Raw genomic sequence first — 23,114 nt, 5'->3', positions numbered from 1 at the left:
ATGCATATTATTGGGAGGTGCACATGGCCGAACGCTCTTTTGCCCGCGAGGTTGAAGACCTGACCCTTGGGGAGGGAGAACTGTTCCGGGGTGAAGGCATCCTGGCCATCACCAAGGCGCTGCTGCAGTCCGGTGTGTCCTATGTGGGCGGCTACCAGGGGTCGCCGATCTCACATCTCATGGATGTGCTCGCTGATGCAAAACCGGTCCTCGACGACCTTGGCGTCCATTTCGAGTCGTCGGCGTCTGAAGCGGCTGCTGCCGCCATGCTCGCGGCGTCGATCAACTATCCGCTGCGCGGTGCGGTCACCTGGAAATCCACCGCCGGGACCAACGTAGCATCCGATGCGCTGACCAACCTGGCGTCGTCTGGAGTGAAGGGTGGCGCGCTGATCATTCTCGGGGAGGACTACGGCGAAGGCTCATCGATCCCCCAAGAGCGCAGCCACGCCTTTGCGATGAAGTCACAGATGTGGCTGCTCGATCCCCGGCCCAATCTGGAATCTATCGTCAAGTCAGTTGAAGACGGATTCGAACTTTCCGAGGCGTCCAACACACCCGTCATGCTTCAGGTGCGTATCCGAGCCTGCCATGTGCATGGCCAGTTCGTCGCCAAGGACAACAGGAAGCCAGCCTTCACGATGAGAGAGGCGCTGGAAAATCCGGTTCGGGACCTGAATCGCATCGTCCTGCCGCCGCAATCGATCACCGTGCACGACCGGGAAAAGCTCGAACAGCGCTGGCCCGCTGCCCTCGACTTTATCCGCGAGCGCCAGCTCAACGAATTCTTCGGCCCCGAGGAAGGCCCGGTCGGCATCGTCCTGCAGGGCGGTATGTACAACTCGGTCATCCGTGCGCTGCAATTGCTGGGTCTGGCCGACAGCTACGGCAACACATCGGTGCCGCTCTACGTGCTTAACGTCACCTATCCGCTGCTCGACGACGAAGTCGTGCGCTTCTGCCAGAGCAAGCGCGCCGTGCTGATGGTGGAAGAAGGCCATCCCGATTACCTCGAGCAGGCCGTCAACACCGCGCTTCGCCGCAAGGATGTACAGACCCGGGTCGCCGGCAAGGACCGACTGCCCATGGGCGGCGACTACACGGCAAGTGTTCTGATGAAGGGCATTCAGTCTTTCCTCGACGAGTTCGAGCCGCAAATGCTCGGCAATCGTCCGCCCCTGCCGAGCGCCGAAGCAGTCCTCGGCAGTCCCGAGGTCAAGGCCCTGGCAGAGGCGGTGCCGGCCCGTCCTGCCGGGTTTTGTACCGGCTGCCCGGAACGGCCTATCTTCGCGGCGATGAAGCTGGTCGAAAAGGAACTGGGTCAGCATCACATCTCGGCCGACATTGGTTGCCACCTGTTTTCCATCCTGCCCCCGTTCAATATCGGCGGGAGCACCATGGGATACGGTCTTGGCCCGGCGTCGGCCTCAGCGTTCAACGTGCCGGCCGGCAAGCGTCCCATCTCGGTAATGGGCGACGGCGGATTCTGGCACAATGGCCTCAATACGAGCGTCGGCAACGCCGTCTATAACAAGCATGACGGCGTCATCATGATCGTCGACAACCATTATTCAGCGGCCACCGGAGGGCAGGACATCCTGTCCTCGCGCGCTGAAAACCCACTTCGCTCGACAAACAACTCCATCACCAAGGCGGTGCAGGGGATCGGCGCGAAATGGGTGCGCCAGATCGACCGGACATACGACGTGTCTAAAATGCGCGACACGCTCAAGGCGGCGCTGACCTCGGATGTCGAGGGGCCGAAGGTGATTGTTGCATCGTCGGAATGCATGCTGAACAAGCAGCGGCGCGAAAAGCCCTTGTTCTCCAAAGGCGTCAAGGACGGCAAGCGCATGGTGCGCCAGCGCTTTGGTGTAGACGAGGATACCTGCACAGGGGATCACGCCTGCATCAGACTGTCCGGTTGTCCCTCTCTTTCCCTCAAGCATCTCGATGATCCGCTGCGGGACGACCCGGTGGCATCGATCGACAATACATGCGTGGGATGCGGAAATTGCGGGGAAGTTTCAGAAGCGGCGGTGCTTTGTCCGTCCTTCTACCGCGCCGACATCATCTACAATCCGACCCGGCTCGATCGCGTCGTGGCCAGGCTTCGCGGCGCCGTCATTGGCTTCCTCCAACGCCGCCGCGCCGCCCGCCGCGTAGCTTTCGCTTGAGGAGGCAAGGACTATGACTGTCCCATTTGAAAAGCCAATCGCCATCGCCATTCTTGCCATGGGCGGACAGGGGGGCGGTGTGCTGGCGGACTGGATCGTGTCGATGGCTGAGGCCCAGGGCTGGGCCGCTCAATCGACATCCGTGCCTGGTGTCGCCCAGCGAACTGGCGCCACGATCTATTATGTCGAGCTGCTGCGCCCCAGCGCCGACGGCAAGATGCCCGTGCTCTCCCTCATGCCCACGCCTGGCGATGTCGATATCGTGCTGGCAGCGGAGTTTATGGAAGCGGGTCGCTCGATGATGCGTGGGCTCGTGACGCCTGATCGCACCACATTGATTGCGTCCACGCATCGCTCCTATGCGGTCGGTGAGAAGGAAGTGCCCGGCGACGGCACCAGCGATCCGCAGATGGTGGCCGATGCGTCCGGTATCGCCGCACGGCGCAGCATCGTCTTCGACATGCAGCGCCTCGCTGAAAAGAACGGCAGCGTCATTTCCTCGGCCATGTTCGGCGCCTTGGCGGGCGCCGGCGTTTTGCCGTTCGCACGCGCAGCCTTCGAGGACGCGATCCGCGCCGGCGGCAAGGGTGTCGAAGCGAGCCTCCGCGCGTTCTCAGCGGCTTTCGAGCGCGCCGAGCAGGGCGCCGCCGATCCGGTGCAGCGCAAGCCTGACCCAATCGAATTGGCCCTGCCGGCCACCTCGGCTCATCCCAAGCTCGACGCCCTTCTTGTCCGCTTGCGCGCGGCTGTGCCCCCGAGCGTTCAGCCTATTGCCTTTGCCGGCCTGAAGAAAGTCGTCGACTGGCAGGACCCGCGCTATGGCGAGGAGTATCTCGATCGTCTGGCCGCCCTGCACAAGCTGGATATCGAGGCCGGCGGCGCCAATCGTGACTACGCCTTCACCGGGGCCGGCGCGAAATATGTCGCGAATGCCCTGACCTATGACGATGTCGTCCGGGTTGCGGACCTCAAGACGCGCGCCACCCGGTTCGAGCGCGTCCGCAACGAAATCGGCGCCAAGGCGGAGCAGGTCGTCTACACCACCGAATACATGCATCCGCGCATGGAAGAAGTGACGGGCACATTGCCGGCCGGGATGGGCCGCTGGCTCACCGCGAACAAGCCGCTATACGATGGGCTAGATCGCTTTGTCAGCAAGGGGCGCCACGTCAAAACGGGAACGCTGTTCTGGTTTGCCGGGCTCTACGTCGTTTCCGCGCTCAAGCCCATGCGGCGCGGCATGCTGCGGCACGAGATGGAAATGGCGCATGCGGCGCGCTGGCTGGATACGGCAACGGCCGTCCTTCCAACCAATTACGATCTCGCGACGGCAGTTCTGGGTGCCCGTCGGTTGATCAAGGGATATTCCGATACCCACAGCCGCGGGCTGACCAAGTTCGATAAGGTGATGTCGGCAGTGCCGCTACTGTCGATGCGAGACGATGGCGGTCAATGGCTTGGGCGGCTGGTGCAAGCCGCACTTGCCGACGAAGCCGGAACCACGCTCGATGCAGCGTTGCAGACGATCCACAGCTTTGACAGTGCGCCAGCCTAGTCTTGCGCCTCGCCGCCCTTGCGCGGAGTACGGTCGAGATTGGCCAGCACCCTGTGCAGGGTATCAATAAGCCGCTCGCGGTCCGCGGGCGCCACGCCCTCGAACATATCGTCATAAAGACGATAAAGCGCCGGCCAGAAACTTTCGAATATGGCACGGCCTGCCCCGGTGATGCGCAACTCCCGCACGCGCATGTCGGTGGCGCGTTGTTCGCGCTGGACAAAACCCTGTTTTTCCAATGCGTCCAGCGTCCGGCTCATTGTCGATTGCTCGAACACCGCAAGGTAAGCCAGCTCATTAACGGTGAGAGCGCCCTGCGTGGCGAGCACGGCCAAGGTCCGCATCTTGGGCGTCGTCAGATCATGGCTGTGCAGCATTTCCTGCACCTGACTATTGTAGGTAGCGGCAATACGGTTGACGAGGAACGGTGCAAAGTCCTGAAGTCCGAGGCTTTCGAGCGTCGGCACCGGGCTCAATCGACGGTCGTGAACATCGTCAGCCATTTCTCTCCCCCTCGCCGATTTCATGCCTCATGCAATAGAGGATTCGGCGCGGCGCGGGGAGAGTTTATGGGTCAGCCATGCCTGAGCAATGCGAGAAGAGCGTTTACGGAAAGCCGCACGCCAATGTCCAGGGCGTCTTCGTCGATGTCGAAACGCGCGTCGTGATGCGCCGCCGTTATTCCCTTTCGACTATTGCCTGCACCCACGAGAATGAAGCAGGACGGCGCCACTTGGCCGAAGGCCGAGAAGTCTTCTCCGGGCATGATCGGGTCGCGTTCCTCGACCTTTTCCGATCCGAAGATGCCGCGTGCCGTGGTGGTGACGATACCGGCGGTCGCCGGGTCGTTGATCACGGCGTCATAGACGCGGGTATAGGCATAGTCGCAGGTGGCGCCATGGGCAGAGCATATGCCGCTGGCAATCTCACCGATTCGGCGTTCGATCAGGTCCCGTACTCTGGCATCGAACATGTTGGTGCCGCCACTGATGACAGCCGTGGCCGGTATGACACCGACGGACTGTCCGGCATGGAACTCGGTGACACCAACTACGGCAGCCTCCACCGGATCGATTTCGCGAGCCACCAAATGCTGGAGATTGGTGACGATCTGGCAACCGATGGCGATCGGATCGACAGCGCGGTGCGGTGCGCCGACATGGCCGCCGATGCCTTTGACCTCGATGCGGAAAATGTCGCAGGCCGCCATCATGCGCCGCGGATTGATGTGGAGTTGGCCGACCTCGAGTGGCGACCATAAGTGCAGGCCGATCACGCGGTCGACCCCATCCATGGCGCCCCCTTCGATCATCCCTTTAGCGCCGCCTGGCGGGGTTTCTTCGCCATTCTCGAACAGAAGCCGGATCTCGCCGGCGAAATCCTCACGCAGTTGCGACAGGACCGTCGCTGTGCCGAGCAGCATGGCGGTGTGGCCATCGTGTCCACAGGCGTGCATCACGCCCGGCCTCTGCGAGGCATAAGCCGCACCGGTGGCCTCCTCGATAGGAAGGGCGTCGAAGTCAGCGCGAATGGCGATCGTCGGACCGGGTCTATTCCCTTTGAGCCGGCCAACAACGCTTGTGCCGGACGGGCGCAGGATTTCGATGCCACCGATTTCCTGTAGGCGTTCAACGATGAAGGCTGCGGTCTCATGCTCCTGAAAAGAGAGCTCGGGATTGGCATGCAGGTGCCGCCGCCAGCCGACGACTTGGTCGCGGACCCCGTCAACCAGCTTCTCAATTCGGTCGTTCATCTCGACTTCCCTTCTAAGCCCGTCAAAATGGCCGGGCAGCGCCCGGCCTCTAATGATCACGCCGCTTCCACGCGCGAAGCGCCGATATTGCCGTAGGTCTCGGGTTTGGCGGCACGAAGATATACCGCGAGGCAGAACCCGATCAGCGCAGTGGCGGGGACGACCCAGATCAGGCTGTTGACCACAGGAGAATCGACACCTGTCAGGGCAGAGTAGTTTGTAATCGCCATCCAACTGGCAATGCCGACAACTACGCCGCCGGCGACGGGTGCGGCCGTCTTTGCTATGGATATCTCCCCCCTGCGCGCAAAAAACACCGCGATGGCAAACGAGGTCAAAACGATCAGCAACATCAGACTGATCGACCCGATGCCGATCAAGGCCGGTGATACATTGAGCAGCGGGTCGAGCCCGCTCACCGCAGAGAGCACGATCACAACGAGAAGGATGCTTCCAAGAAGCACCGCCGCATTGCGGGGGGAATGATTGACAGGGTGGGTCTTGGCAAAAGTGGCAGGCAACACCCTATCTCGGGCCAGGGCAAAAACGTAGCGCGACGCGTTATTGAAGAGGCCTAAAGACGCCGCAAAGGCGCTGGTGATGACCAGGATGCTGAACATGGTGCCGCTCCAGGCGCCAAGATAGTCATTTGCCTGCGCAAAGACGAAATGTCCGGGGTCGGCACCGGCGATTGCTGCCACATGGCCGCTACCGACTGCGCTGGCCAGCGACCAGGCCGTCAGAATGTAGAAAACTCCAGCCAGCAGCAGGGCGATGAACGTTGCGCGCTTGGTCGTCCTTGTGCGGTCCTTGGCTTCTTCCTGGTAGATCGCCGTGCCTTCGATGCCAGCCAAGCCGTTGAATGCATAGATCAAGGCGATGCCGAGGCCAGGCGCAAAAACGCTCGGGATGGAAAAGTCGCTGAGGTTGAAAGCCGGCGGCCCCAGGCGCACCCAAACCGCGATGTCCAACGCAACGATGACGACAATTTCGGTCAGCAGGACCAGGGTCAGCACAATGGCGGCGGAGGTGATCTTGCGGGTCGAAACAAAGAAGATGAGGAGCGTGCTCAGGATGCCCCATACGGCCCAGTGTGTGTCCATGCCGGTCATGGTCTTGAACAGGTCGGCGCAGAAAAATGCCAGCGCTGCCAAAGTCGAACCGCAAAGCGTGAAATAGGCTGTTGCCGACATGAAGGCCGCAGCCAAGCCGATCTCCTTCCCGAAGCCCGCAGCGATATAGGCGTAGAAGGCCCCGGCATTTTTTACGAATGGAATGATCCTCACGTAACCGATGGCGAATAGGATCATAGCCATTACAGCGATGAAATAGGCGCCCGGCAGGCCGGCGCCGTTGCCATAGGCAAAAGCGATCGGCATCAGCGCCACCACGACCGCGAGCGGCGCACTCGCCGCAAGCACCATGAAGACGACCGAGGTGGTGCCCAATTGGCCGCCCTGTAAACGTTCGTCGGCGTGGTCGCGCCGAACCCCTTCAGATATTGTCATTTGCGTTCCCCAGTTGATTGTTCTCGCCGCCGGTCCTTTCCCTCGACCGGCGGCGATTGTGCTCGATTTAAGGTGCTCCCAACCTTCCCAAAGCCAGGCAGCCGATTTGATGAATGTTGCCGATGATCGCAGAGGGCGGCTGGCCAAATGCCAAGCCGCCGATGGCCAGGCACAAGAGCAGAAGCAGACCGGTAGCTACCCCGATTTCCAGCAGCAGCCATGCCGGTTTTTGAGGGGAGGTGTCCATGCATGTGCTGCCTGACGCTGTGCACGTCACGGGGCGAGCCCTGGCAGCGGTCCAGGCCAGCTTTAAAGTGAAGATGAGTGTTGCGCAGCAAATCATCGCTTCCTCCGCAAAAGGTCAGCGCCGCCTGAAGTTCAGACGGCGCTTTTGGTCAATTCGAGGTATCGGTGGGCCCATGGCAGCACGCGTCGGAGCTGCCTGACTTGCCGGGATGATGTTTGCCGGCCGGTGGGATCGTCATGGCCGGGCTGGTCATGAAGAAGTTGTTCGGCTTGAGCGTGAAGCCGGCATATTCGACCGGCATGATCGGAAAGTCCTCCGGCTTACACACATGGGTGTGTCCGAAGCTGTGCCAAAGCACGATGTCCTGGTTCACGATACTGCGCTTCTGCCGGATATAAACCGGCAAGCCACATTCGCCCCCATGCTGGTTCGGATAGTCACCGCTGGCGAACCGCTCCTCAGGCGCATAGGGCGTGACCCAGATGTGCTTCTGAGCAAACCCGGCGCGTTTGGCGACCGAACCGTCGGGATCGGCCAAAAGGGTGGGTGAGGGCATGACCACCACCTTATAGCCGGGGTGGTTACCGACCTCGTTGGTGATGTTGGGATTTATGACTTTCCAGTAGCGGCCCGTAGCGCCATCGGCATTGCGCGCAGCGTCTGCTTCGTTTTCGAGTAGTTCCGATGCCACCTCGAAAACATTGCCGAAGGGATTTTTTTCGCCCATAGGCACGCTTCGATACTCGTGCTGGGTGACGCTATTGCCGGTCCCATCGATGGCCATATGCAGGCGCGCGTTGAAGAAGTGCTGGTGGCTGGGGCCGCCAAGGTCCGGCGTGATCATGCCGCCATACTTGTAGCGCTCGCCATTCTCCAGCGCAGCGGTCTGAACGATGCCGGTCAACTTCGCCTCGAGCTGAACCGTGCCGTCCTGGTATAGGTACCAATAGAAGCCATAGTCGTAGTTGCCGACAGTGGCAAAGAAGCTGATGACCAGGCGGCGCGACCGGCGCGTCTCGCTGACATTGCTGCGGAATTCGTTGTGCTTCCAAAGGATGCCGTAGTCTTCCTCATGCATGCAAATGGCATTTTTCATGATGAAGGGCTGACCAAAATCGTCGCTTGCCGGCACGTCGAAATAGTGGATGTGACCCAGGCAATCACACCCCAGCTCCAACTGGTTGGCGAGCTTGCCTAGCCCAAATTCGCCAGCGTCGAACGCGCATTTGGCGAAGTGCTGGGGCGTCGGGTCTGCATAGGGCACGGCCATCTCGGTGATGCTTGCGCGATAGATGATCGGCCGTACGCGGCCGTCATTGCGAAAGCCAAGCTGGCTCAAAACCACGCCTTCGCGCGGCGTGAAGCCGACCCGGAATTCCCAGTCTTGCCAGGTAACCTTCCATCCATCGACGCTGAAGCTCGGTCCGTCCGGCTGGACGATTTCCAGCGGCTTGAGATCGGTCCGTGGCGCGCCGAGAGCTGCCGTCTCATAATTGTACTGGCGGCGTGGGATCGGCACGTTGCGCCCATCGTCTTCCAGCGAGATGATCGCCCCTTCGATCAGATCGACCACGGCAACCAGCCCTTCGACGGGATGAGCGTAAGCATTGTCCTTTTCGTAGGCGCGATAGTAGGTGACTGCGCGCAGGATGCGGCGTCCCTTGTACGGCTCAAAATCGAAATAGCCGGGCGAAATAGGATCGACCTGAACCAGATCAATTTCCTCGTCCGTCAAGCCGCGCCGTTTTAGAGCCTGACGCCAATCGGCATTGGCTTTGACGATGGCAGCCGCGCGATGAAAATCCTCGACGAGGATCGGCGGCTGGCCATGTTCGTGGTCCGTCGCAATCGATTTGCGGCTCTCTAACTTGTTGCTGCGCAAGTCGACGATGGCTTCCGTCGTCGCACCTGTGCCCGTGTCCAGGGTGACCAGCATCGCACGTCGGGAAAATGCGCTGCCGGCAGAAAATCCGTCCACCTCGCTTTTGACCGGCTCAAGCAGTTCGACCCATGGAAAGCGCAGCAGAGTAGCATCGGTTGTGTCCGCCCGCACGATCTCGCAAGCTTGGCGGATCTCCTCGAACGTCAACGGGTCTAGTGGATGAACAACGGAAATCTGAGCCGCATTGGTCTTGTCTTGCGTATTGAGCATGTCATCACCTGCCAGTCTTCTTATGCGAAGATTGGCACGCGATTGACGGCAGGCAGTAGGCAAGCCCGGCCAAGTTCTTTGCATTTTCGGCCACGGGCCAAATTTTTGAGTTCGTCCTGCGACGACGCTGGACCGGCTGTTTCGGGCGATGGTAGGAGCGGACGGCACCCGTGGCCGTCCGCAGACCAGGCAACTTCCCAATGGCGCTTTCGACTGAACAACGCCTCGACCAAGCAGGGATGCGTCGCATCATCTTGCCGATGCAGTCCGACAATCCCGCGCTGCAGCATGTGAATGCCTGGTTGGCGGATGAGAATATTCTCTTCGACACCGGCAAGGATGACACGGGCACGAGACGCGTGTGGGATGAGCTGGACTGTACGCAAAGCTTGACCGGGGTTTACTGCACTCACGCCCATGCCGACCATGTGGGTCTCGCGCACCACTTCGAGCAGGCACACAGACTGCCCATTTACGTCAGCGACGCAGAGATGGACATAGCTCGGACCGCATTTGCGCTTACGCCCTCTGATGCAGCCTTGCTGCGGCAAGGCTTCTTGCGCGAGATGGGTGCGCATCGTTCCGGTGCCAGTCCGTCAAGGCCCCTGGGCGGCAGGGCGACGATCCCGACCGCTCATCACCGTCCACTGCTCGAAGGCGCGCGCCTCGGCGTTGGCGGCCGTGAATGGCTCGTCAGACTTGGCGGCGGTCACTCCGTCGCGCCTGCGTTGTTTTTGGACGAAAAGCACGGGTTACTGATAACTGGAGATCAGATACTACCGGAAATGACCCCGTATGTCGGGCTCGCCATCGATGCCCCCGATGCCGATCCGCTCGGCAGGATGCTGGATTTTCTTCGGAGCTGGGCGGATGTCGATAGTGCCATCATCGCCTTGCCGGGTCATGGCGCGCCGTTTCAAAATGTCGGCGACCGGATAACCGGTCATCTGGCTTCCTATGAGCGGCGGCTCAATCGCGCCTGGCAGGCGGCAGACGTTCCGATTACCGGCGCGGGCTTGCTATCCGCCCTATTTCGCGTGAATTCAGGCCAACAGGTATTGGACATCCACTACGCGATGGCCGCCGCACTGCTCAACCATCTTGTCGCGACGGGCCGCATGCAGAAGTGGCGGGACGAGGACGGGGCGTTTCAATATCAGCGCGTTTAATGGCTCAGCTGGATCAACTCTTGCGCTGCCGGGCGTAGCGCATGGGGGAAATCCCGGTCCAATCGCGAAACGCGCGACAGAAGGCTGCGGCGTCAGCATAGCCCAGCTTTGCCGCGGCATCGGCAACAGACGTCCGCCCGGTGCTCAGAAGAGATTTCGCCCTGAGGAGGCGTTGTTCCTGAACCAGGTCGCGAAAGCTCTTGCCTGCCTGTTCCAGGTGTCGACGGAGGCTGCGTTCCGACGTCCCGACTTCAAGGGCTACCGCTCCGATGTCAAGATGGGCACGCCCCATACGCCGGTTGATAATCGCGTTGATGGCGTCGACGAGGTCATGCGTCGGGCTATTCATGTGGTCCGCACTCATGAGGTCGCGCAAATGGCGCTCGAGCACGTTTGTGGCCTCTTCGTGCCCATCTTTGTTTCGGGGCAACGGGCGGTCCAAGTCCGAATTGGACACGATGATCCGGTTCGCGTCGCGGTTTGCTGAGACAGGCGCATTGAAGAACGCTTTGAGCGGTCGCGTATCGGCGGGTAGCGGGTGCTCGAACTCCACTGCCTCCGGGCACCATTTGGTTAACCCGAGATGCCGGCCCAGCGTGACCAACGCGGCGATCGTGAATTCCGCGTCCTGGCGGCGAGGCCATATAGTTGGATCGTCGATGACATAGACATAATGCGTTACGTCGGAATAGCGCTCCGTTACGAAACTGGTGTTCGCCTGCCAAACCGATTGAAAGCTGCGATATAGCTCGAAGACCTCGCCCAGGGTGCGTGCATTGGCAAGCAAAGCCGAAAACGGGCCAAGACTTTGAGCGTCGAAACGGCGCCCAATCTCGAAACCGAGATATTCGTTTTGGGTTAGTCGCGCGGCGGCTTCGAGTAGTTCGGTGTGGCATCGCAGCGGCACCCAGGCATAAGGCGAGCTGACGTCGGAGAGCGTCAACCCAAACTGCTTCAGCCTGCTCTGAATCGGAAGCCGCAACCGTCGCAATTCGGCAAGGGCTGGTTCGAGGAAAAAGGCCCGGATGGAGGATGGCCCATGATGCGCTGCAACCACTTCTCCGAGCATGAGTGCCCTCCAGGAACAGCTGGCCCTCTGAATTAGGCGCGGCCTTTGCTCAGAATATGCCTGTTATACCTGCCGTCTAGCCTGCCAGTGCAATCCGCATGTCAGCTTCGGACCGAATTTCCTCATGAGCATCATGCCTCAAAGCTATGGCCAGAGGCCTCATTTTCATTTTCGCGCTACCATGGCGCGCGTTAGGATCGTAGCGAGCAGCGCTTTTGGCGCACCGAGGTTGGCGTCGACGCGATACCGGGTCCCACCCCGCTCACATGACAAGCAACCCTCACGGGCAGAACGGAGAAATCCAATGAATGATACATCGCGCATGGATGGCGGCTACCGTGTCGCGCTGAATCCTATTCAATGGTTTGCTACCGCAGATGGCTGGCTCAATCCCAATTCGGGGCCGGCGCCTCGCGAAATCATGTCTGAAGTTGCCCGCTCCGGGTTTAAGGCGATCCACGCCCAAGTCCCCCCGGACTGGACGGTGCCGCAATATAAGGACGCACTTGATCAAGCCGGGCTGCAGCCGGCGCCGGGCTATTTCTCGCTTGGACTGCCTGACCACGGTGTCAGCGTCGATGTGGCCTGCGAAAATGCTCGGAAGAGCGCGGCCCAGCACGCTGCTCTCGGGCTCACCGACATGTTCATGTCACCGCGTATGAACCCTCTTCGCGTAGAAAGGCCAGGCATAGGAGCCTCAATCGCGAGTTCCGAATTCTCGGAGGTGGTGTCCATCCTAGATAAGGTTTCGGCGGTTATCCGCGAAGAAGGTGTTTTGGCAGCTTTCCACCCTCACGTTGGGTGCTGGGGCGAGACGGAAAGCGAAGCCCGCCAGATCCTTGATGCCATTTCCGCCTCTCAGTTGGCCTTTGGTCCCGATACCGGCCATTTGTCATGGGCGGGGGCAGACGTCGTCGGGCTGGTTCGTGACTATCGGGACCGCGTCACGGTCATGCATATCAAGGATTGCCGCCTTTCCGTCCGCGACGCCGCTAAGGCTGCAGGCAAGACCTATCGCGAAACCGTAGTTGACGGGCTCTGGGCCGAACCCGGCTTGGGCGAGCTCGACCTCGTCGCCATGATCGGCGCGGTAGGACCTGACTTCGACGGTTGGCTGATTGCCGAAGTGGACTTTCCCACCATGTCCCCGTTTGCCTCCGCCGAGGCGAGTGCGCGGTGGCTGTCTGGCCTCAAGAAGCCGATCGTATCCTAGGACCGTCTCGATGCAGGACGCGCAGTATGATGTGCTGGTGGTTGGCTCCGGCGCCTCCGGAAGCTTTGCCGCCAGGGAACTGACAGCCCAGGGACTGAAGGTGCTCATGCTTGAAGCTGGACGATCCCTGTCGCCCAGTGATTTCGATCCGGCGCGCAAGGTCGGGCCGAAGCGTGATCCGAATGTGATGGAGCGAGCTGAGGCGACGCTCAAAGGCCAGGGTGTCCAGGCACGGGCCGTGTTTTTCCGCAAATGGATGAGCCATTTATTCGTCAACGATCGCAAGAACCCCTACACGACGCCGCCCGACGCGCCCTACCTCTGGATTCGCGGCAAACAGGGCGGGGGGCGGCTGCATAGCTTCGGTCGCGTGCTGTTGCGCTGGTCCGATGACGACTTCAAGATCCGCAGCCGCAAGAATGCCGGGGTAGACTGGCCCATCAGTTACGCGGATGTTGCCCCGTTCTACGATGAGGTGGAGCAGTGCCTTGGCCTCATTGGCAACACGGATGGGCTCGCAACGATGCCGGACGGCATTTATGCGCAACAGGCCAGACTGAGCAAAGCCGAGGCGGCCTTTAAGGGTATCATCGAGGCGAAATATCCGCGCCATCACGTCGTTTCCTGGCGTTATATAGCGCCTGATCCAGAAAGGGTGTATCGGCCCATGCGCGATGCGCTGGCCACCGGTCTGCTGGAAGTGCGGCACAACGCCATCGTGCGGCGCATCCTGACAAACGGGGAGGGCAACCGCGCCACTGGCGTGGAGTATCTCGACGGACCAACGGGCGCCGTTCGCCGGGTCGATGCTGCTGCTGTCGTCGTCTGCGCGTCGCCAATCGAAAGCATCCGGCTTTTGCTCAACTCGGCTTCGACGCGCCATCCGCGCGGGCTGGGCAACACTTCGGACATGCTCGGACGCTATTTCATGGACCAGTTGCCCAATGTCGCCCAAGGCAGTTTCCCGCCTTCACCCGGCTGGAGCAAGGACGAGACGGCACTGCAGGATCCCTTCTACGCCGCCTCTGGTGGTGTATTCATATCGCCTGCCGACGCTGATGATAGTACAGCCGCGGGAGATTTCACCTTTCAAGGCGCAATAGGCAGAAGTCCGGTCGCTGACGGTGCCGCATCGCGTTGGGCGTTTTTCGGCTTTGGCCGGATGATGCCGCATGCGCACAACAGAGTGACGCTCGACAAGCGACGCAAGGACGCGTGGGGCATTCCGGTGCCGCATATCCGTTGTGCCATGCATTCGAGCGATGAGCTGACGATGCGCGAACAAAACGCGGCGCTGCTCGATATGATCAAGGGGGCCGGCGGCGAGTTCGAGTTTCTCGGTTCACCGCTTGGTCTGGTGGAAATGGGGCCGGGGGCTTATCCTAAGGCGGATCCCCTAAGCCGGGCGCTGTTCCGGCTGTTTTTCCGCAAGACCATGGTTATGGGATCGGCCATCCATGAAAGCGGCGGCGCACGCATGGGCGAACGGCCTGAGGACTCGGTGCTCAATCGCTGGAACCAGAGCTGGGATGTTCCCAATCTCCTGGTTACTGACGCCAGCGCATTTGCCGGTAGCGGCCTTTCGGGCACGACGCTGACCGTGATGGCACTGACGGTGCGTGCCTGTCGCCGCCTGGCGGATGAAATGCGTTCGGGGCGCCTCGATGCTGCCCATGCCTGACTTGCACCAAGGCTTGGCTCAGACAGCAGTTGATCGCTGCTGTATATCCATGCCAATCGCGTCGACGGCCTTGAGATAGGCTTTGACGACCGGACGCATGATGCTTTTCTTGCGTATGGCGACGCCGATCTGTCTGGTCCAGGTTGGACCAGACATGTTCAGTGGCATGAGTTTGGCGTCTGCAGCGTGGGCATAAGCGCTGGTGCGTGTCAGATAGCTTAGCCAGTTCGACCCGATCAGCATGGCAATTTGCAAGTTCGACGATGTTGTTTCGCAGGCAGCCTGAGGCAGCGGCAACTGGGCCGTAGCGAACAGGGAATCGAGCGCCAGCCTGTCCGGATCGGGCCGGGCCGGCAAGATCCAGTCGTAGGCGCAAAGTTCCGATGTAACGACTGTTTGTCTCGACGCGAGCGGATGGCCTCGGTCGGCAACGATATCGACCGGAATTTCGAGGATCGTTCGAAATTCGATCTCTTCTGCCGGAAAGTCCTTGGGCCGGGTCATCACGGCAAGGTCGAGCGAGCCGTTTATCAGAAGATTGAGCAGGGCAGGGCTCAATTCCTCATTGAGAGTCACGGCCACGTCAGGATGCGTGCCGAGAAATTGCCGCGTGGCCTTCGGGACGATTTCTCGCATGGCAGTGGCGTTGGCGCCCACTCTGAGCAGTCCTCGGCGTGCGCCGCGCATGGCATCCAGCTCGTTGCGCGCCTCGTCGCTGAGACTGAGAATGACTTCTCCATATTCGATGAGCCTGCGGCCATATTCCGTAGGCTTGACGCCCCAGGGGCCCCGATCCAGCAACCGCACACCCATCGACTGTTCCAATACCCGCAGGCTTTTGCTCAGCGCTGGCTGTGTGACGTTAAGGGTGTTGGCCGCGATGCCGAAGCTGCCGTGGCGAGCGACGAAAACCAGATTTCTAAGCTGGCGAAAATCCATGTCGCGCTCCGGTCACTTGCGAGGCGCCGGCTTCGACGGCGCCTAGATCACATAGCTGGATTACTCTGGCTAAGCCAGGATTTCAATATAACTACTATTCATGGCTTGTGCCGTGATAGTTTATTGAAATGCATATATCCATGCGCAAACAATGGCGTCCAGTCGCTCGCAAAGCGTGACGCCGCCACCCCTTCGGCAGTTGGCTAGGCTGCACCGCGATCGACTATGTGCCGTGTTTCTTGGCGTTCATCCGCCAGTTCTCGCGGTCGCAGGAGGTCTGCCTCCCTGTTCAAAAGTCACGAATAAGCTCCAAGGGGCAGGTGACGAGGGAAAAATTTGAGCAGGTTGGACCGAAGGGAATATGCCGAACGGGAATGCCTTGCGTGAAAGCGCGGGGTGAAAAAGGAGAACAAAATGCGCCTCTTTACAGGCACCCTTGCCACTTCTGTGGCAGCACTGATGCTTGGGGCTATGCCCCTTCATGCGGCTGATCTGATGATCGGCATCAAGTCGGAACCTAGCTCGCTCGATCCTCAGTTCCATGTGTTGGCAACCAATATGCAGGTTGCGTTTACCATGTTCGAACCGCTGGTGATGATGGACGCTTTTGCGGTTCCGCAGCCGGCGCTGGCTGAAAGCTGGGAAAATGTCACCCCGACGGAGTGGGTGTTCAACCTGCGCAAGGATGTGACGTTCTCCGACGGCTCGCCATTCACTGCAGAGGACGTTCTGTTCTCCTTCGACCGCGTGGCAAAAGTCCCTAATAGCCCAAGCGCCTATACGCTTTTCACGCGTCAGATCGAAAGCGTTGAAGCCATCGACGACTACACGGTCAAGATGACGACGTTTAAGCCGTATCCTCTGCTTGCCGCCGACATCACATCGGTCGTGATCATGTCTCATCTCGCCGCCGCCGGCGACGCGCCCGAAGGCAAGACGACGACCGAACTCAACCGCGGCGATGGTTTGATCGGCACCGGGCCGTTCACATTCGTTTCGTGGCAAAAGGGCGCTGACTTTGTGGTCGAGCGCAATCCAAACTATTGGGGCGATGCGCCCGAATGGGACACGGTCACCATGCGCCCAATGACCAACGCCGCGGCTCGTGCTGCAGCCTTGCTCGCCGGCGACATTGCTGTCATGGAAGATCCTCCGACTGCAAACCTTTCGGACTTCGAAAACAACCCCGACCTTACCATCGCCAAGGCGCCGGCGGGTCGCGTCGTCTACATTGCGCTCGATCAGCAGGATCGTGAAAGCCCGGGTATTTCCGGCACGGACACCAATCCACTGATGGATGCTCGGGTCCGGGAAGCCCTGTTCATTTCCATTGACCGCTACGGCATTGTCGACCGCGTGATGGGTGGCCTGGCCGAACCCGCCGGCGATCTGGTTCCTGCTCACTTCCTCGGTTCGAGCCCGGATCACGCGACTGCGCCGACCGTTGACGTGGAACGGGCCAAGGCCCTGCTCACCGAAGCGGGCTATCCTGACGGGTTCTCGATCGTGCTGGGTTCGCCAAACGGCCGCTACGTCAACGACGTCCGCATTGCTCAGACCATCGCATCCATGTGGAGCCGCGTCGGTGTAACCACGGAAGTCGAGGCTTCGGCGCCGCCGGTATTCTTCCAGAACCGCGATGAAATGAAGTACAGCGCCTATCTGGGTGCCTGGGGCAACGGCAGTGGCGAAAATCTCACCACGCTAAATGCTCTTATCAACACCTATGACCGCGAGCAGGGCAAGGGCACCGCCAATGGCGGCCGCTATTCCAATCCTGAGGTTGATGCGTTGCTCGCCGAAGCAGCATCCACCATGGACGACGCAGCGCGCGGCGCCATTCTGTCTCAGGCCGACTCCATGGTGCTCAACGACTTCGGCATCATTCCGGTCCATTACGAAGTGCCTGTCTGGGCTCTGCGCAATGGCCTGACGATGGAGGGCCGCGCCGATCAGTACACGCTGCCCCAGTATATCGTCAGCGCAGAATAACTTCTTTTGGCCCCGGTGCATGCCGGGGCCAATTCGATAACCGGGGAACGGTCCAGTGCTCCTTTTCATCATCAATCGGCTCATTCAGGCTGCGGGAGCAGTGGTGGTGATGTCGATGCTGGTCTTTATCGGCCTCTACCTCATCGGCGACCCGACAGCGATGCTCGTCAGCCCTGAAGCCAATGATTTGGAGCGCGCCGCCGTGCGGCAGGCGTTCGGCCTCGATCAACCCATCTGGATGCAATACCTGACCTTTGTCGGTAATGCCGCTCGCGGCGACTTCGGCCGCAGCTTCCTGACCGGCCAGCCAGCCATGCAACTCATTCTCGAGCGTATGCCGGCCACCATCGAGATGGTGGTGGTTGCCATCGGCTTTGCCGTCCTGGTCGGCGTGCCGCTCGGTATGCTGGCGGGTTTGCGTCCCAAGGCGGCCTCCTCAAAGGCCGTCATGACCGTCTCCATCCTCGGGTTCAGCCTGCCGACGTTCTGGATCGGCCTCATGCTGATTATGTTTTTCTCGGTCTACCTCGGACTTTTACCCTCTTCAGGTCGCGGCAGCACGGTGAGTGTCGGCGGCTTGTCGCTGAGTGTGCTCACCCCCGACGGTTGGCGCCATCTCATCCTGCCCGCACTGACGCTGGGCCTGGCCAAGGCGGCGCTCATCATTCGTGTGACGCGGGCCGCCACCCGCGAAGTACTGCCGATGGACTACATCAAGTTCGCCCGTGCCAAAGGAGTGCGGCCGCGGCGCGTGGTGGGGGTTCATCTCCTCCGCAACATCCTTATTCCCATCGTCACGGTGACGGGCCTGGAGTTCGGACAGGCTGTGGCCTTCGCTGTGGTGACCGAGACCGTCTTCGCCTGGCCCGGCATGGGCAAGCTGCTGATCGATTCCATCATCATTCTCGATCGCCCTGTCGTCGTCGCTTACCTCGTTCTGATGGTGTTCTTTCTCATCATGCTCAACCTGGTGGTCGATATTCTCTACATGGCGATCGATCCCACGGCGCGTGAAAAGGTCCGTGATTAATGAGCACCGCATCACCACAAGCACCGACTGTTGCAGTCGAAACCCCGTTTCAGCGGCTCAGGTCCCAGTTTCTGGAAAACCGGTTGGCCACTTTCGGGCTGATCCTCCTCGCGCTCATAATTGTGCCTTCTGTGCTGGCGCCCTGGGTCGCACCGCAGAACCCGTTTGATATTGGCAAACTCGATATTTTCGAGTCCCAGTTGCCGCCGGGCAGCGTTTCGGAATCGCTTGGCATAACCTACTGGCTGGGCACCGACGGGCAGGGGCGAGACGTGCTCTCGGCGATTCTTTACGGCATGCGCACCAGCCTCATCGTGGCCTTCGTATCGGTGACCGGGTCGTTGCTGATCGGCGCTACTATCGGCCTCACGGCGGCCTATTTCGGTGGGAAGGTCGATGCGCTGCTCATGCGCATTGTCGACCTGCAATTATCCTTCCCGGCGATCCTGCTCGCATTGATCCTGTTGTCGGTGCTTGGACAAGGCATCGATAAAGTCATCATCGCGCTGATCGTGGTCCAATGGGCCTACTTCGCGCGGACCGCCCGCGGAACGGCGCTGGTCGAGCGCAACCGAGAATATGTGCAGGCGGCTCGCTGCCTCGCCCTCTCGCCGCAGCGCATCATTTTCAGGCACATGCTGCCCAATTGCATGCCGCCGCTGATCGTCATTGCCACTATCGACCTGGCGCATGCCATCGCTGCCGAAGCAACCCTATCCTATCTGGGCATCGGCGTTCCCGTGACACAGCCATCCCTGGGCATGCTCATCGCAAACGGCTTCGAATTCATGCTGTCGGGTCAGTACTGGATCTCGTTCTTTCCCGGCATCGCGTTGGCCCTGATCATCGTCGCCATCAATCTTGTGGGCGATCACCTCCGCGACATTCTCAATCCGAGGAGCGCACAATGATCGGAACAAATAGTGCGCGCGCCCAGGCCGCCGAAAACCTGTTGTCGATAAAGGGCCTAAAGACGCATTTTGCGACGCGCGCAGGTGTGGTGAAGGCAGTCGATGGTGTCGATATCGAATTGGCCAAGGGTGAAATCCTGGGCCTTGTCGGAGAGTCCGGCTCCGGTAAATCCATCACGGGCTTCTCCATTCTAGGGCTGATCGATCCGCCCGGTCGCGTCGTCTCCGGCTCTATGACTTACAATGGAAAAGACCTCACGGCTCTGAACGAGGAAGGCTGGCGGCAGCTGCGCGGCGGCGACATCGCCATGATCTTCCAAGATCCGTCCATGACGCTCAATCCGGTTCTGCGGATCGATGCCCAGATGATCGAGGCCATGCAGGCCCATGCCAATGTCAACCGGGCCCAGGCCTATGCCCGGGCACGCGAAGTGCTGGTCATGGTTGGCATCCCGTCGCCGGACGAGCGTCTGCGCAGCTATCCCCACGAATTGTCGGGTGGCATGCGCCAGCGCATCGCCATTGCCATAGCCTTGATGAACAAGCCCGGTCTGATCATCGCCGACGAGCCCACGACGGCGCTCGACGTCTCGATCCAGGGTCAGATCATCCATGAGATGAAGAAGCTGTGCCGGCAGGTCGGCACTGCCTTGATCTGGGTGACCCATGACCTTGCCGTGGTCGCAGGCTTGGCCGACCGCATCGCCGTTATGTATGCGGGCCGCATTGTCGAACTCGGCACGACCGAGGAGATCATCGAAAATCCACGGCACCCTTACACAAAGGGGCTGATCGATTCCGTGCCGTCGCGGTCAACGCGAGGCAGCCGCCTGCACCAGATTCCCGGCATGACGCCGTCGCTGCTCAACTTGCCGCAAGGCTGCGCCTTCCGTGAGCGTTGTGCCTATGCGGTTGCAGCGTGTGGTGACGAACCCCTGAATACGATCGAACCGGATGGTCGCGCGTATCGCTGCTGGAACCCTTTGGGAGGACCACGCCCATGACGACGCAGTCCACTTCGGAGGCCATCCTGGAATTCCAGGGACTGGCCAAGAGCTTCGTCACGCCTATCGGAGTGATCGGTCACATCGCCAATCTGTTTGGCGCCAGAGTGAAGAAGACGGAAATCAAGGCGGTGGCCGGTGTGGATCTGCAGGTCCGACGCGGCGAGGTCGTGGGCATTGTTGGCGAGTCGGGCTGTGGGAAGTCAACCGTCGCGCGCATGCTGGCGGGCATTGCCAGCCTGTCTGCGGGCGAAATCTCTTATCAAGGCGTCCGTGTACCGGACATGACGAGAGAACAGCGCCGGGCATTCGACCTTGGCGTGCAAATGATCTTCCAGGACCCGTTCGCCTCGCTCAATCCGCGCATGCGCGTCGTTGACATCATCGGCGAGCCCGCTGTGGTGCACGGCATCGTCAAGTCTTCGGAAAAGCGTGACTACGTCACAGGGTTGATGGAGAAAGTCGGCCTGTCGGGAGCCTATGCGGATCGATATCCGCACCAGTTCTCCGGAGGGCAGCGTCAGCGCATCGGCATCGCCCGTGCGCTCGCGGTGAAGCCTTCAGTCCTCATCTGCGACGAGGCCGTGGCGGCTCTGGACGTTTCCATCCAGGCACAAGTCCTCAACCTCTTCATGGACCTGCGCGAAGAATTCGACCTGACCTATCTGTTCATTTCGCACAATTTGGGTGTGGTCGAGCATATCTCGGACCGTGTGGTCATCATGTATCTCGGCAAGGCGGTTGAGGTGGCCTCGACCGAGGACCTGTTCGACAACCCGAACCATCCCTACACGCGTCTTCTCCTCGAGCAGTTGCCGCTGCTTGAGGCGCGTGAACGCGATTACCAGCCCATCGTGGGCGAACTTCCTTCGCCGCTGAAGCCGCCTTCAGGCTGTCCCTTTCATCCCCGCTGCCCACACGTCATGGACCGCTGCAAAAGCCACATGCCGCAATTGCTGCCTGTCGGTCCCGGCCGGGTTTCGGCCTGTCATCTGAACACACCGGCCTGAACAGCGGGCCGCGTCGCAGGACGCTGCCGACAAGCCGCGTGTAAAATTCTTTTTGAGTAAAAACATGACCACCACTACGCCTTTTGCCAGCAACGACATTCTCGGTACGGAGCAGATCGCTCGCTGCGCGGATCGCAAGGCTGCCACTTATACAGAGTTAAGCGATCGCATTTGGGGGATGCCGGAGCTTCGCTTTGAAGAACATCGCTCTGTCGAAGAGCATATTCAGGCTCTCGAAGCCGAAGGCTTTTCCATCCAGCGCAACGTGGCAGGCATTCCCACCGCCTTTGTGGCCGAGGCCGGTGAGGGCGAAGTCACCATTGGGTTCTTGGGAGAGTTCGACGCCCTCGCGGGATTGTCGCAAGGCGCAGGCCTGACCGAGTTCCGTCCTTTGCAGGAGGGAGGCAACGGCCATGGATGTCACCACAACCTCCTCGGAGCAGCATCGCTGCTCGCAGCAGTTGCCTTGCGGGACGCCCTGGCAGAGGCCGGCATCGCCGCGCGTGTACGGTATTACGGTTGTCCGGCGGAGGAGGGCGGTTCAGGCAAGACCTACATGGCGCGCGAGGGCGTTTTCGACGATCTCGATGCGGCCTTCTGCTGGCATCCGAGTGACTATAACGCAGTTATGTCAGCCGCCACTCTGGCCAATTTTCAGGCCTATTTCCGATTTACCGGACGCAGTTCCCATGCCGCCGTGAGCCCGCAAGTTGGGCGCAGTGCGCTCGACGCGATCGAGCTGATGAATGTGGGCATCAACTACATGCGCGAACATATGCCGTCTGAAGCGCGCGTGCATTACGCCGTTACGGAAACGGGCGGTGTATCCCCCAACGTCGTGCAATCGCTCGCCGAAGGGCTTTATCTGGTTCGCGCCCCGCGCCTCGAAGACGTCCGCACGCTGTTCGGCCGTGTACAGAAAATCGCCGAAGGCGCTGCGATGATGACCGAGACCAAGGTCGAAATGATTTTTGATCGCGCCACATCAGGTGTCTTGCCGAACCGCCCGCTGGAAGAGGCGATGCGCGAGGAATTTGAGCGCCTCGGCGCACCGGCCTTCGACCATGACGATTTCGATTTTGCCGACCGCTTGAGTGCTGCCGCGTTGACCGATGCCGACCGCCGCGCCAGCGCCGAGGCTCTTGGGGTATCGAGGCAATTCACCAAGTCGCTGCACGACGAAATTTTGCCTCTGCCTGCAGAGCCGCGTCTGTTTTTCGGGTCCACAGACGTTGGTGATGTCAGTTGTATCGTGCCGACCGCACAATGCCTTGTTGCGACCACCGCCATTGGTACGCCATTCCACACTTGGCAAACCGTGACCCAGGGAAAACTTCCCGCAGCGCACAAGGGCATGATCACGGCGGCCAAGGTAATGGCTGCAACAGCCGCGCGGGTCATCCGCGATCCAGAACTGAGAGCGCGTGCTGCTTCTGACTTAGTTGATCGGCGTCGAGGCGAGGCTTACACGTCGCCTCTTCCCGAAGGCACGGTGCCGCCAAACAACTCAACGTCGAACCGACGCTCAACAATTCAGCCATCAAGTGATCCTGCCTGATGAAGAGCGTCAACGTCACGTTGCCGGATTAGCAGACCTACGCGATGTGAATGCACGGCACTTCAGCTCCAATGTCTGAAGACAGCTATCGACGACATGATGCTTGGTATCGACGGCCGCATGCACATCAAAGCGGACCGTCCGAT

General features: G+C 60.4%; 17 protein-coding genes. 11 read left to right on the top strand and 6 right to left on the bottom strand.

Annotated features, from left to right (window positions below; genetic code table 11):
• Positions 1–23 precede the first annotated feature (23 nt).
• Entirely contained in the window at positions 24–2,177 is a 2,154-nt protein-coding gene (locus ASD83_RS06370) for an indolepyruvate ferredoxin oxidoreductase subunit alpha (protein WP_056308959.1), read from the top strand.
• A gap of 13 nt (positions 2,178–2,190) precedes the next feature.
• Entirely contained in the window at positions 2,191–3,732 is a 1,542-nt protein-coding gene (locus ASD83_RS06365) for an indolepyruvate oxidoreductase subunit beta family protein (protein WP_056308957.1), read from the top strand.
• Here the strand turns inward: ASD83_RS06365 and ASD83_RS06360 are convergent.
• The 4 genes from ASD83_RS06360 to ASD83_RS06340 form a co-directional block, all read right to left on the bottom strand.
• Complete coding sequence (locus ASD83_RS06360; RefSeq protein ID WP_056308955.1) at positions 3,729–4,235, bottom strand: MarR family winged helix-turn-helix transcriptional regulator; 507 nt, start codon at positions 4,233–4,235, stop codon at positions 3,729–3,731. The genes ASD83_RS06365 and ASD83_RS06360 overlap by 4 nt on opposite strands.
• Positions 4,236–4,306: 71 nt before the next feature.
• The gene (locus ASD83_RS06355) at positions 4,307–5,485 is read right to left on the bottom strand and encodes an amidohydrolase (protein ID WP_056308953.1); all 1,179 of its coding nucleotides are present in this window, start codon (positions 5,483–5,485) and stop codon (positions 4,307–4,309) included.
• Between the two features lie 56 nt (positions 5,486–5,541).
• On the bottom strand, positions 5,542–7,140 hold the full coding sequence (locus tag ASD83_RS06350; protein WP_156385781.1) for an APC family permease: 1,599 nt from the start codon (positions 7,138–7,140) through the stop codon (positions 5,542–5,544).
• A 248-nt stretch (positions 7,141–7,388) separates the two neighbouring features.
• Positions 7,389–9,392, bottom strand: a complete 2,004-nt coding sequence (locus tag ASD83_RS06340) for a primary-amine oxidase (RefSeq protein ID WP_056308948.1) — start codon at positions 9,390–9,392, stop codon at positions 7,389–7,391.
• A 200-nt stretch (positions 9,393–9,592) separates the two neighbouring features.
• On the opposite strand from ASD83_RS06340, the gene ASD83_RS06335 reads away from it, so the two are divergent.
• Entirely contained in the window at positions 9,593–10,561 is a 969-nt protein-coding gene (locus tag ASD83_RS06335) for an MBL fold metallo-hydrolase (protein WP_056308946.1), read from the top strand.
• 13 nt (positions 10,562–10,574) lie between these two features.
• On the opposite strand, the gene ASD83_RS06330 is transcribed toward ASD83_RS06335, so the two are convergent.
• Positions 10,575–11,630, bottom strand: coding sequence for an AraC family transcriptional regulator (locus tag ASD83_RS06330; protein WP_056308944.1), 1,056 nt, complete (start codon positions 11,628–11,630; stop codon positions 10,575–10,577).
• A gap of 304 nt (positions 11,631–11,934) precedes the next feature.
• Here ASD83_RS06330 and ASD83_RS06325 point away from each other — a divergent pair, with 304 nt between their 5' ends.
• Both ASD83_RS06325 and ASD83_RS06320 read left to right on the top strand, forming a co-directional pair.
• Positions 11,935–12,843 (top strand): sugar phosphate isomerase/epimerase family protein, encoded by a 909-nt coding sequence (locus ASD83_RS06325; protein ID WP_056308942.1) that lies wholly within the window; start codon positions 11,935–11,937, stop codon positions 12,841–12,843.
• A 10-nt stretch (positions 12,844–12,853) separates the two neighbouring features.
• Positions 12,854–14,524: a GMC oxidoreductase gene (locus ASD83_RS06320; RefSeq protein ID WP_056308940.1), complete on the top strand. Its 1,671-nt coding sequence runs from the start codon at positions 12,854–12,856 to the stop codon at positions 14,522–14,524.
• Between the two features lie 18 nt (positions 14,525–14,542).
• Here the strand turns inward: ASD83_RS06320 and ASD83_RS06315 are convergent, their stop codons facing one another.
• Positions 14,543–15,463 carry a LysR family transcriptional regulator gene (locus ASD83_RS06315; RefSeq protein WP_056308937.1) on the bottom strand — a complete coding sequence of 307 codons (921 nt, stop codon included), beginning with the start codon at positions 15,461–15,463 and terminating at the stop codon, positions 14,543–14,545.
• Positions 15,464–15,877: 414 nt separating this feature from the next.
• On the opposite strand from ASD83_RS06315, the gene ASD83_RS06310 reads away from it, so the two are divergent.
• From ASD83_RS06310 to ASD83_RS06285, 6 genes are all read left to right on the top strand, one after another.
• A complete protein-coding gene (locus tag ASD83_RS06310) occupies positions 15,878–17,455 on the top strand; it encodes an ABC transporter substrate-binding protein (protein ID WP_156385780.1) in 1,578 nt (525 codons plus the stop codon).
• Between the two features lie 55 nt (positions 17,456–17,510).
• A complete protein-coding gene (locus tag ASD83_RS06305) occupies positions 17,511–18,485 on the top strand; it encodes an ABC transporter permease (protein WP_056308933.1) in 975 nt (324 codons plus the stop codon).
• Positions 18,485–19,396, top strand: a complete 912-nt coding sequence (locus ASD83_RS06300) for an ABC transporter permease (RefSeq protein ID WP_056308932.1) — start codon at positions 18,485–18,487, stop codon at positions 19,394–19,396. Before ASD83_RS06305 ends, ASD83_RS06300 begins: the two co-directional genes overlap by 1 nt.
• Positions 19,393–20,400: an ABC transporter ATP-binding protein gene (locus tag ASD83_RS06295; protein WP_056308931.1), complete on the top strand. Its 1,008-nt coding sequence runs from the start codon at positions 19,393–19,395 to the stop codon at positions 20,398–20,400. Before ASD83_RS06300 ends, ASD83_RS06295 begins: the two co-directional genes overlap by 4 nt.
• Complete coding sequence (locus ASD83_RS06290; RefSeq protein WP_056308930.1) at positions 20,397–21,410, top strand: ABC transporter ATP-binding protein; 1,014 nt, start codon at positions 20,397–20,399, stop codon at positions 21,408–21,410. Before ASD83_RS06295 ends, ASD83_RS06290 begins: the two co-directional genes overlap by 4 nt.
• 64 nt (positions 21,411–21,474) lie before the next feature.
• Positions 21,475–22,968 (top strand): amidohydrolase, encoded by a 1,494-nt coding sequence (locus tag ASD83_RS06285; protein WP_056308928.1) that lies wholly within the window; start codon positions 21,475–21,477, stop codon positions 22,966–22,968.
• Positions 22,969–23,114: the final 146 nt, after the last annotated feature.

Origin of the sequence: Devosia sp. Root685, from assembly GCF_001427875.1 — a bacterium.
Classification (GTDB): Bacteria; Pseudomonadota; Alphaproteobacteria; order Rhizobiales; family Devosiaceae; genus Devosia.
Note: the sequence above shows the minus strand (reverse complement) of the source record. Positions and strands in the feature narration are given on the sequence as shown.

Bases quoted from the DNA above. Each gene is read 5' to 3' on its own strand.
- ASD83_RS06315 (WP_056308937.1), bottom strand. From the start codon at position 15,463: ATGGATTTTCGCCAGCTTAGAAATCTGGTTTTCGTCGCTCGCCACGGC.
- ASD83_RS06360 (WP_056308955.1), bottom strand. From the start codon at position 4,235: ATGGCTGACGATGTTCACGACCGTCGATTGAGCCCGGTGCCGACGCTC.
- ASD83_RS06340 (WP_056308948.1), bottom strand. From the start codon at position 9,392: ATGCTCAATACGCAAGACAAGACCAATGCGGCTCAGATTTCCGTTGTT.
- ASD83_RS06325 (WP_056308942.1), top strand. From the start codon at position 11,935: ATGAATGATACATCGCGCATGGATGGCGGCTACCGTGTCGCGCTGAAT.
- ASD83_RS06335 (WP_056308946.1), top strand. From the start codon at position 9,593: ATGGCGCTTTCGACTGAACAACGCCTCGACCAAGCAGGGATGCGTCGC.
- ASD83_RS06365 (WP_056308957.1), top strand. From the start codon at position 2,191: ATGACTGTCCCATTTGAAAAGCCAATCGCCATCGCCATTCTTGCCATG.
- ASD83_RS06320 (WP_056308940.1), top strand. From the start codon at position 12,854: ATGCAGGACGCGCAGTATGATGTGCTGGTGGTTGGCTCCGGCGCCTCC.
- ASD83_RS06370 (WP_056308959.1), top strand. From the start codon at position 24: ATGGCCGAACGCTCTTTTGCCCGCGAGGTTGAAGACCTGACCCTTGGG.
- ASD83_RS06330 (WP_056308944.1), bottom strand. From the start codon at position 11,630: ATGCTCGGAGAAGTGGTTGCAGCGCATCATGGGCCATCCTCCATCCGG.
- ASD83_RS06300 (WP_056308932.1), top strand. From the start codon at position 18,485: ATGAGCACCGCATCACCACAAGCACCGACTGTTGCAGTCGAAACCCCG.
- ASD83_RS06355 (WP_056308953.1), bottom strand. From the start codon at position 5,485: ATGAACGACCGAATTGAGAAGCTGGTTGACGGGGTCCGCGACCAAGTC.
- ASD83_RS06310 (WP_156385780.1), top strand. From the start codon at position 15,878: ATGCGCCTCTTTACAGGCACCCTTGCCACTTCTGTGGCAGCACTGATG.
- ASD83_RS06285 (WP_056308928.1), top strand. From the start codon at position 21,475: ATGACCACCACTACGCCTTTTGCCAGCAACGACATTCTCGGTACGGAG.
- ASD83_RS06290 (WP_056308930.1), top strand. From the start codon at position 20,397: ATGACGACGCAGTCCACTTCGGAGGCCATCCTGGAATTCCAGGGACTG.
- ASD83_RS06295 (WP_056308931.1), top strand. From the start codon at position 19,393: ATGATCGGAACAAATAGTGCGCGCGCCCAGGCCGCCGAAAACCTGTTG.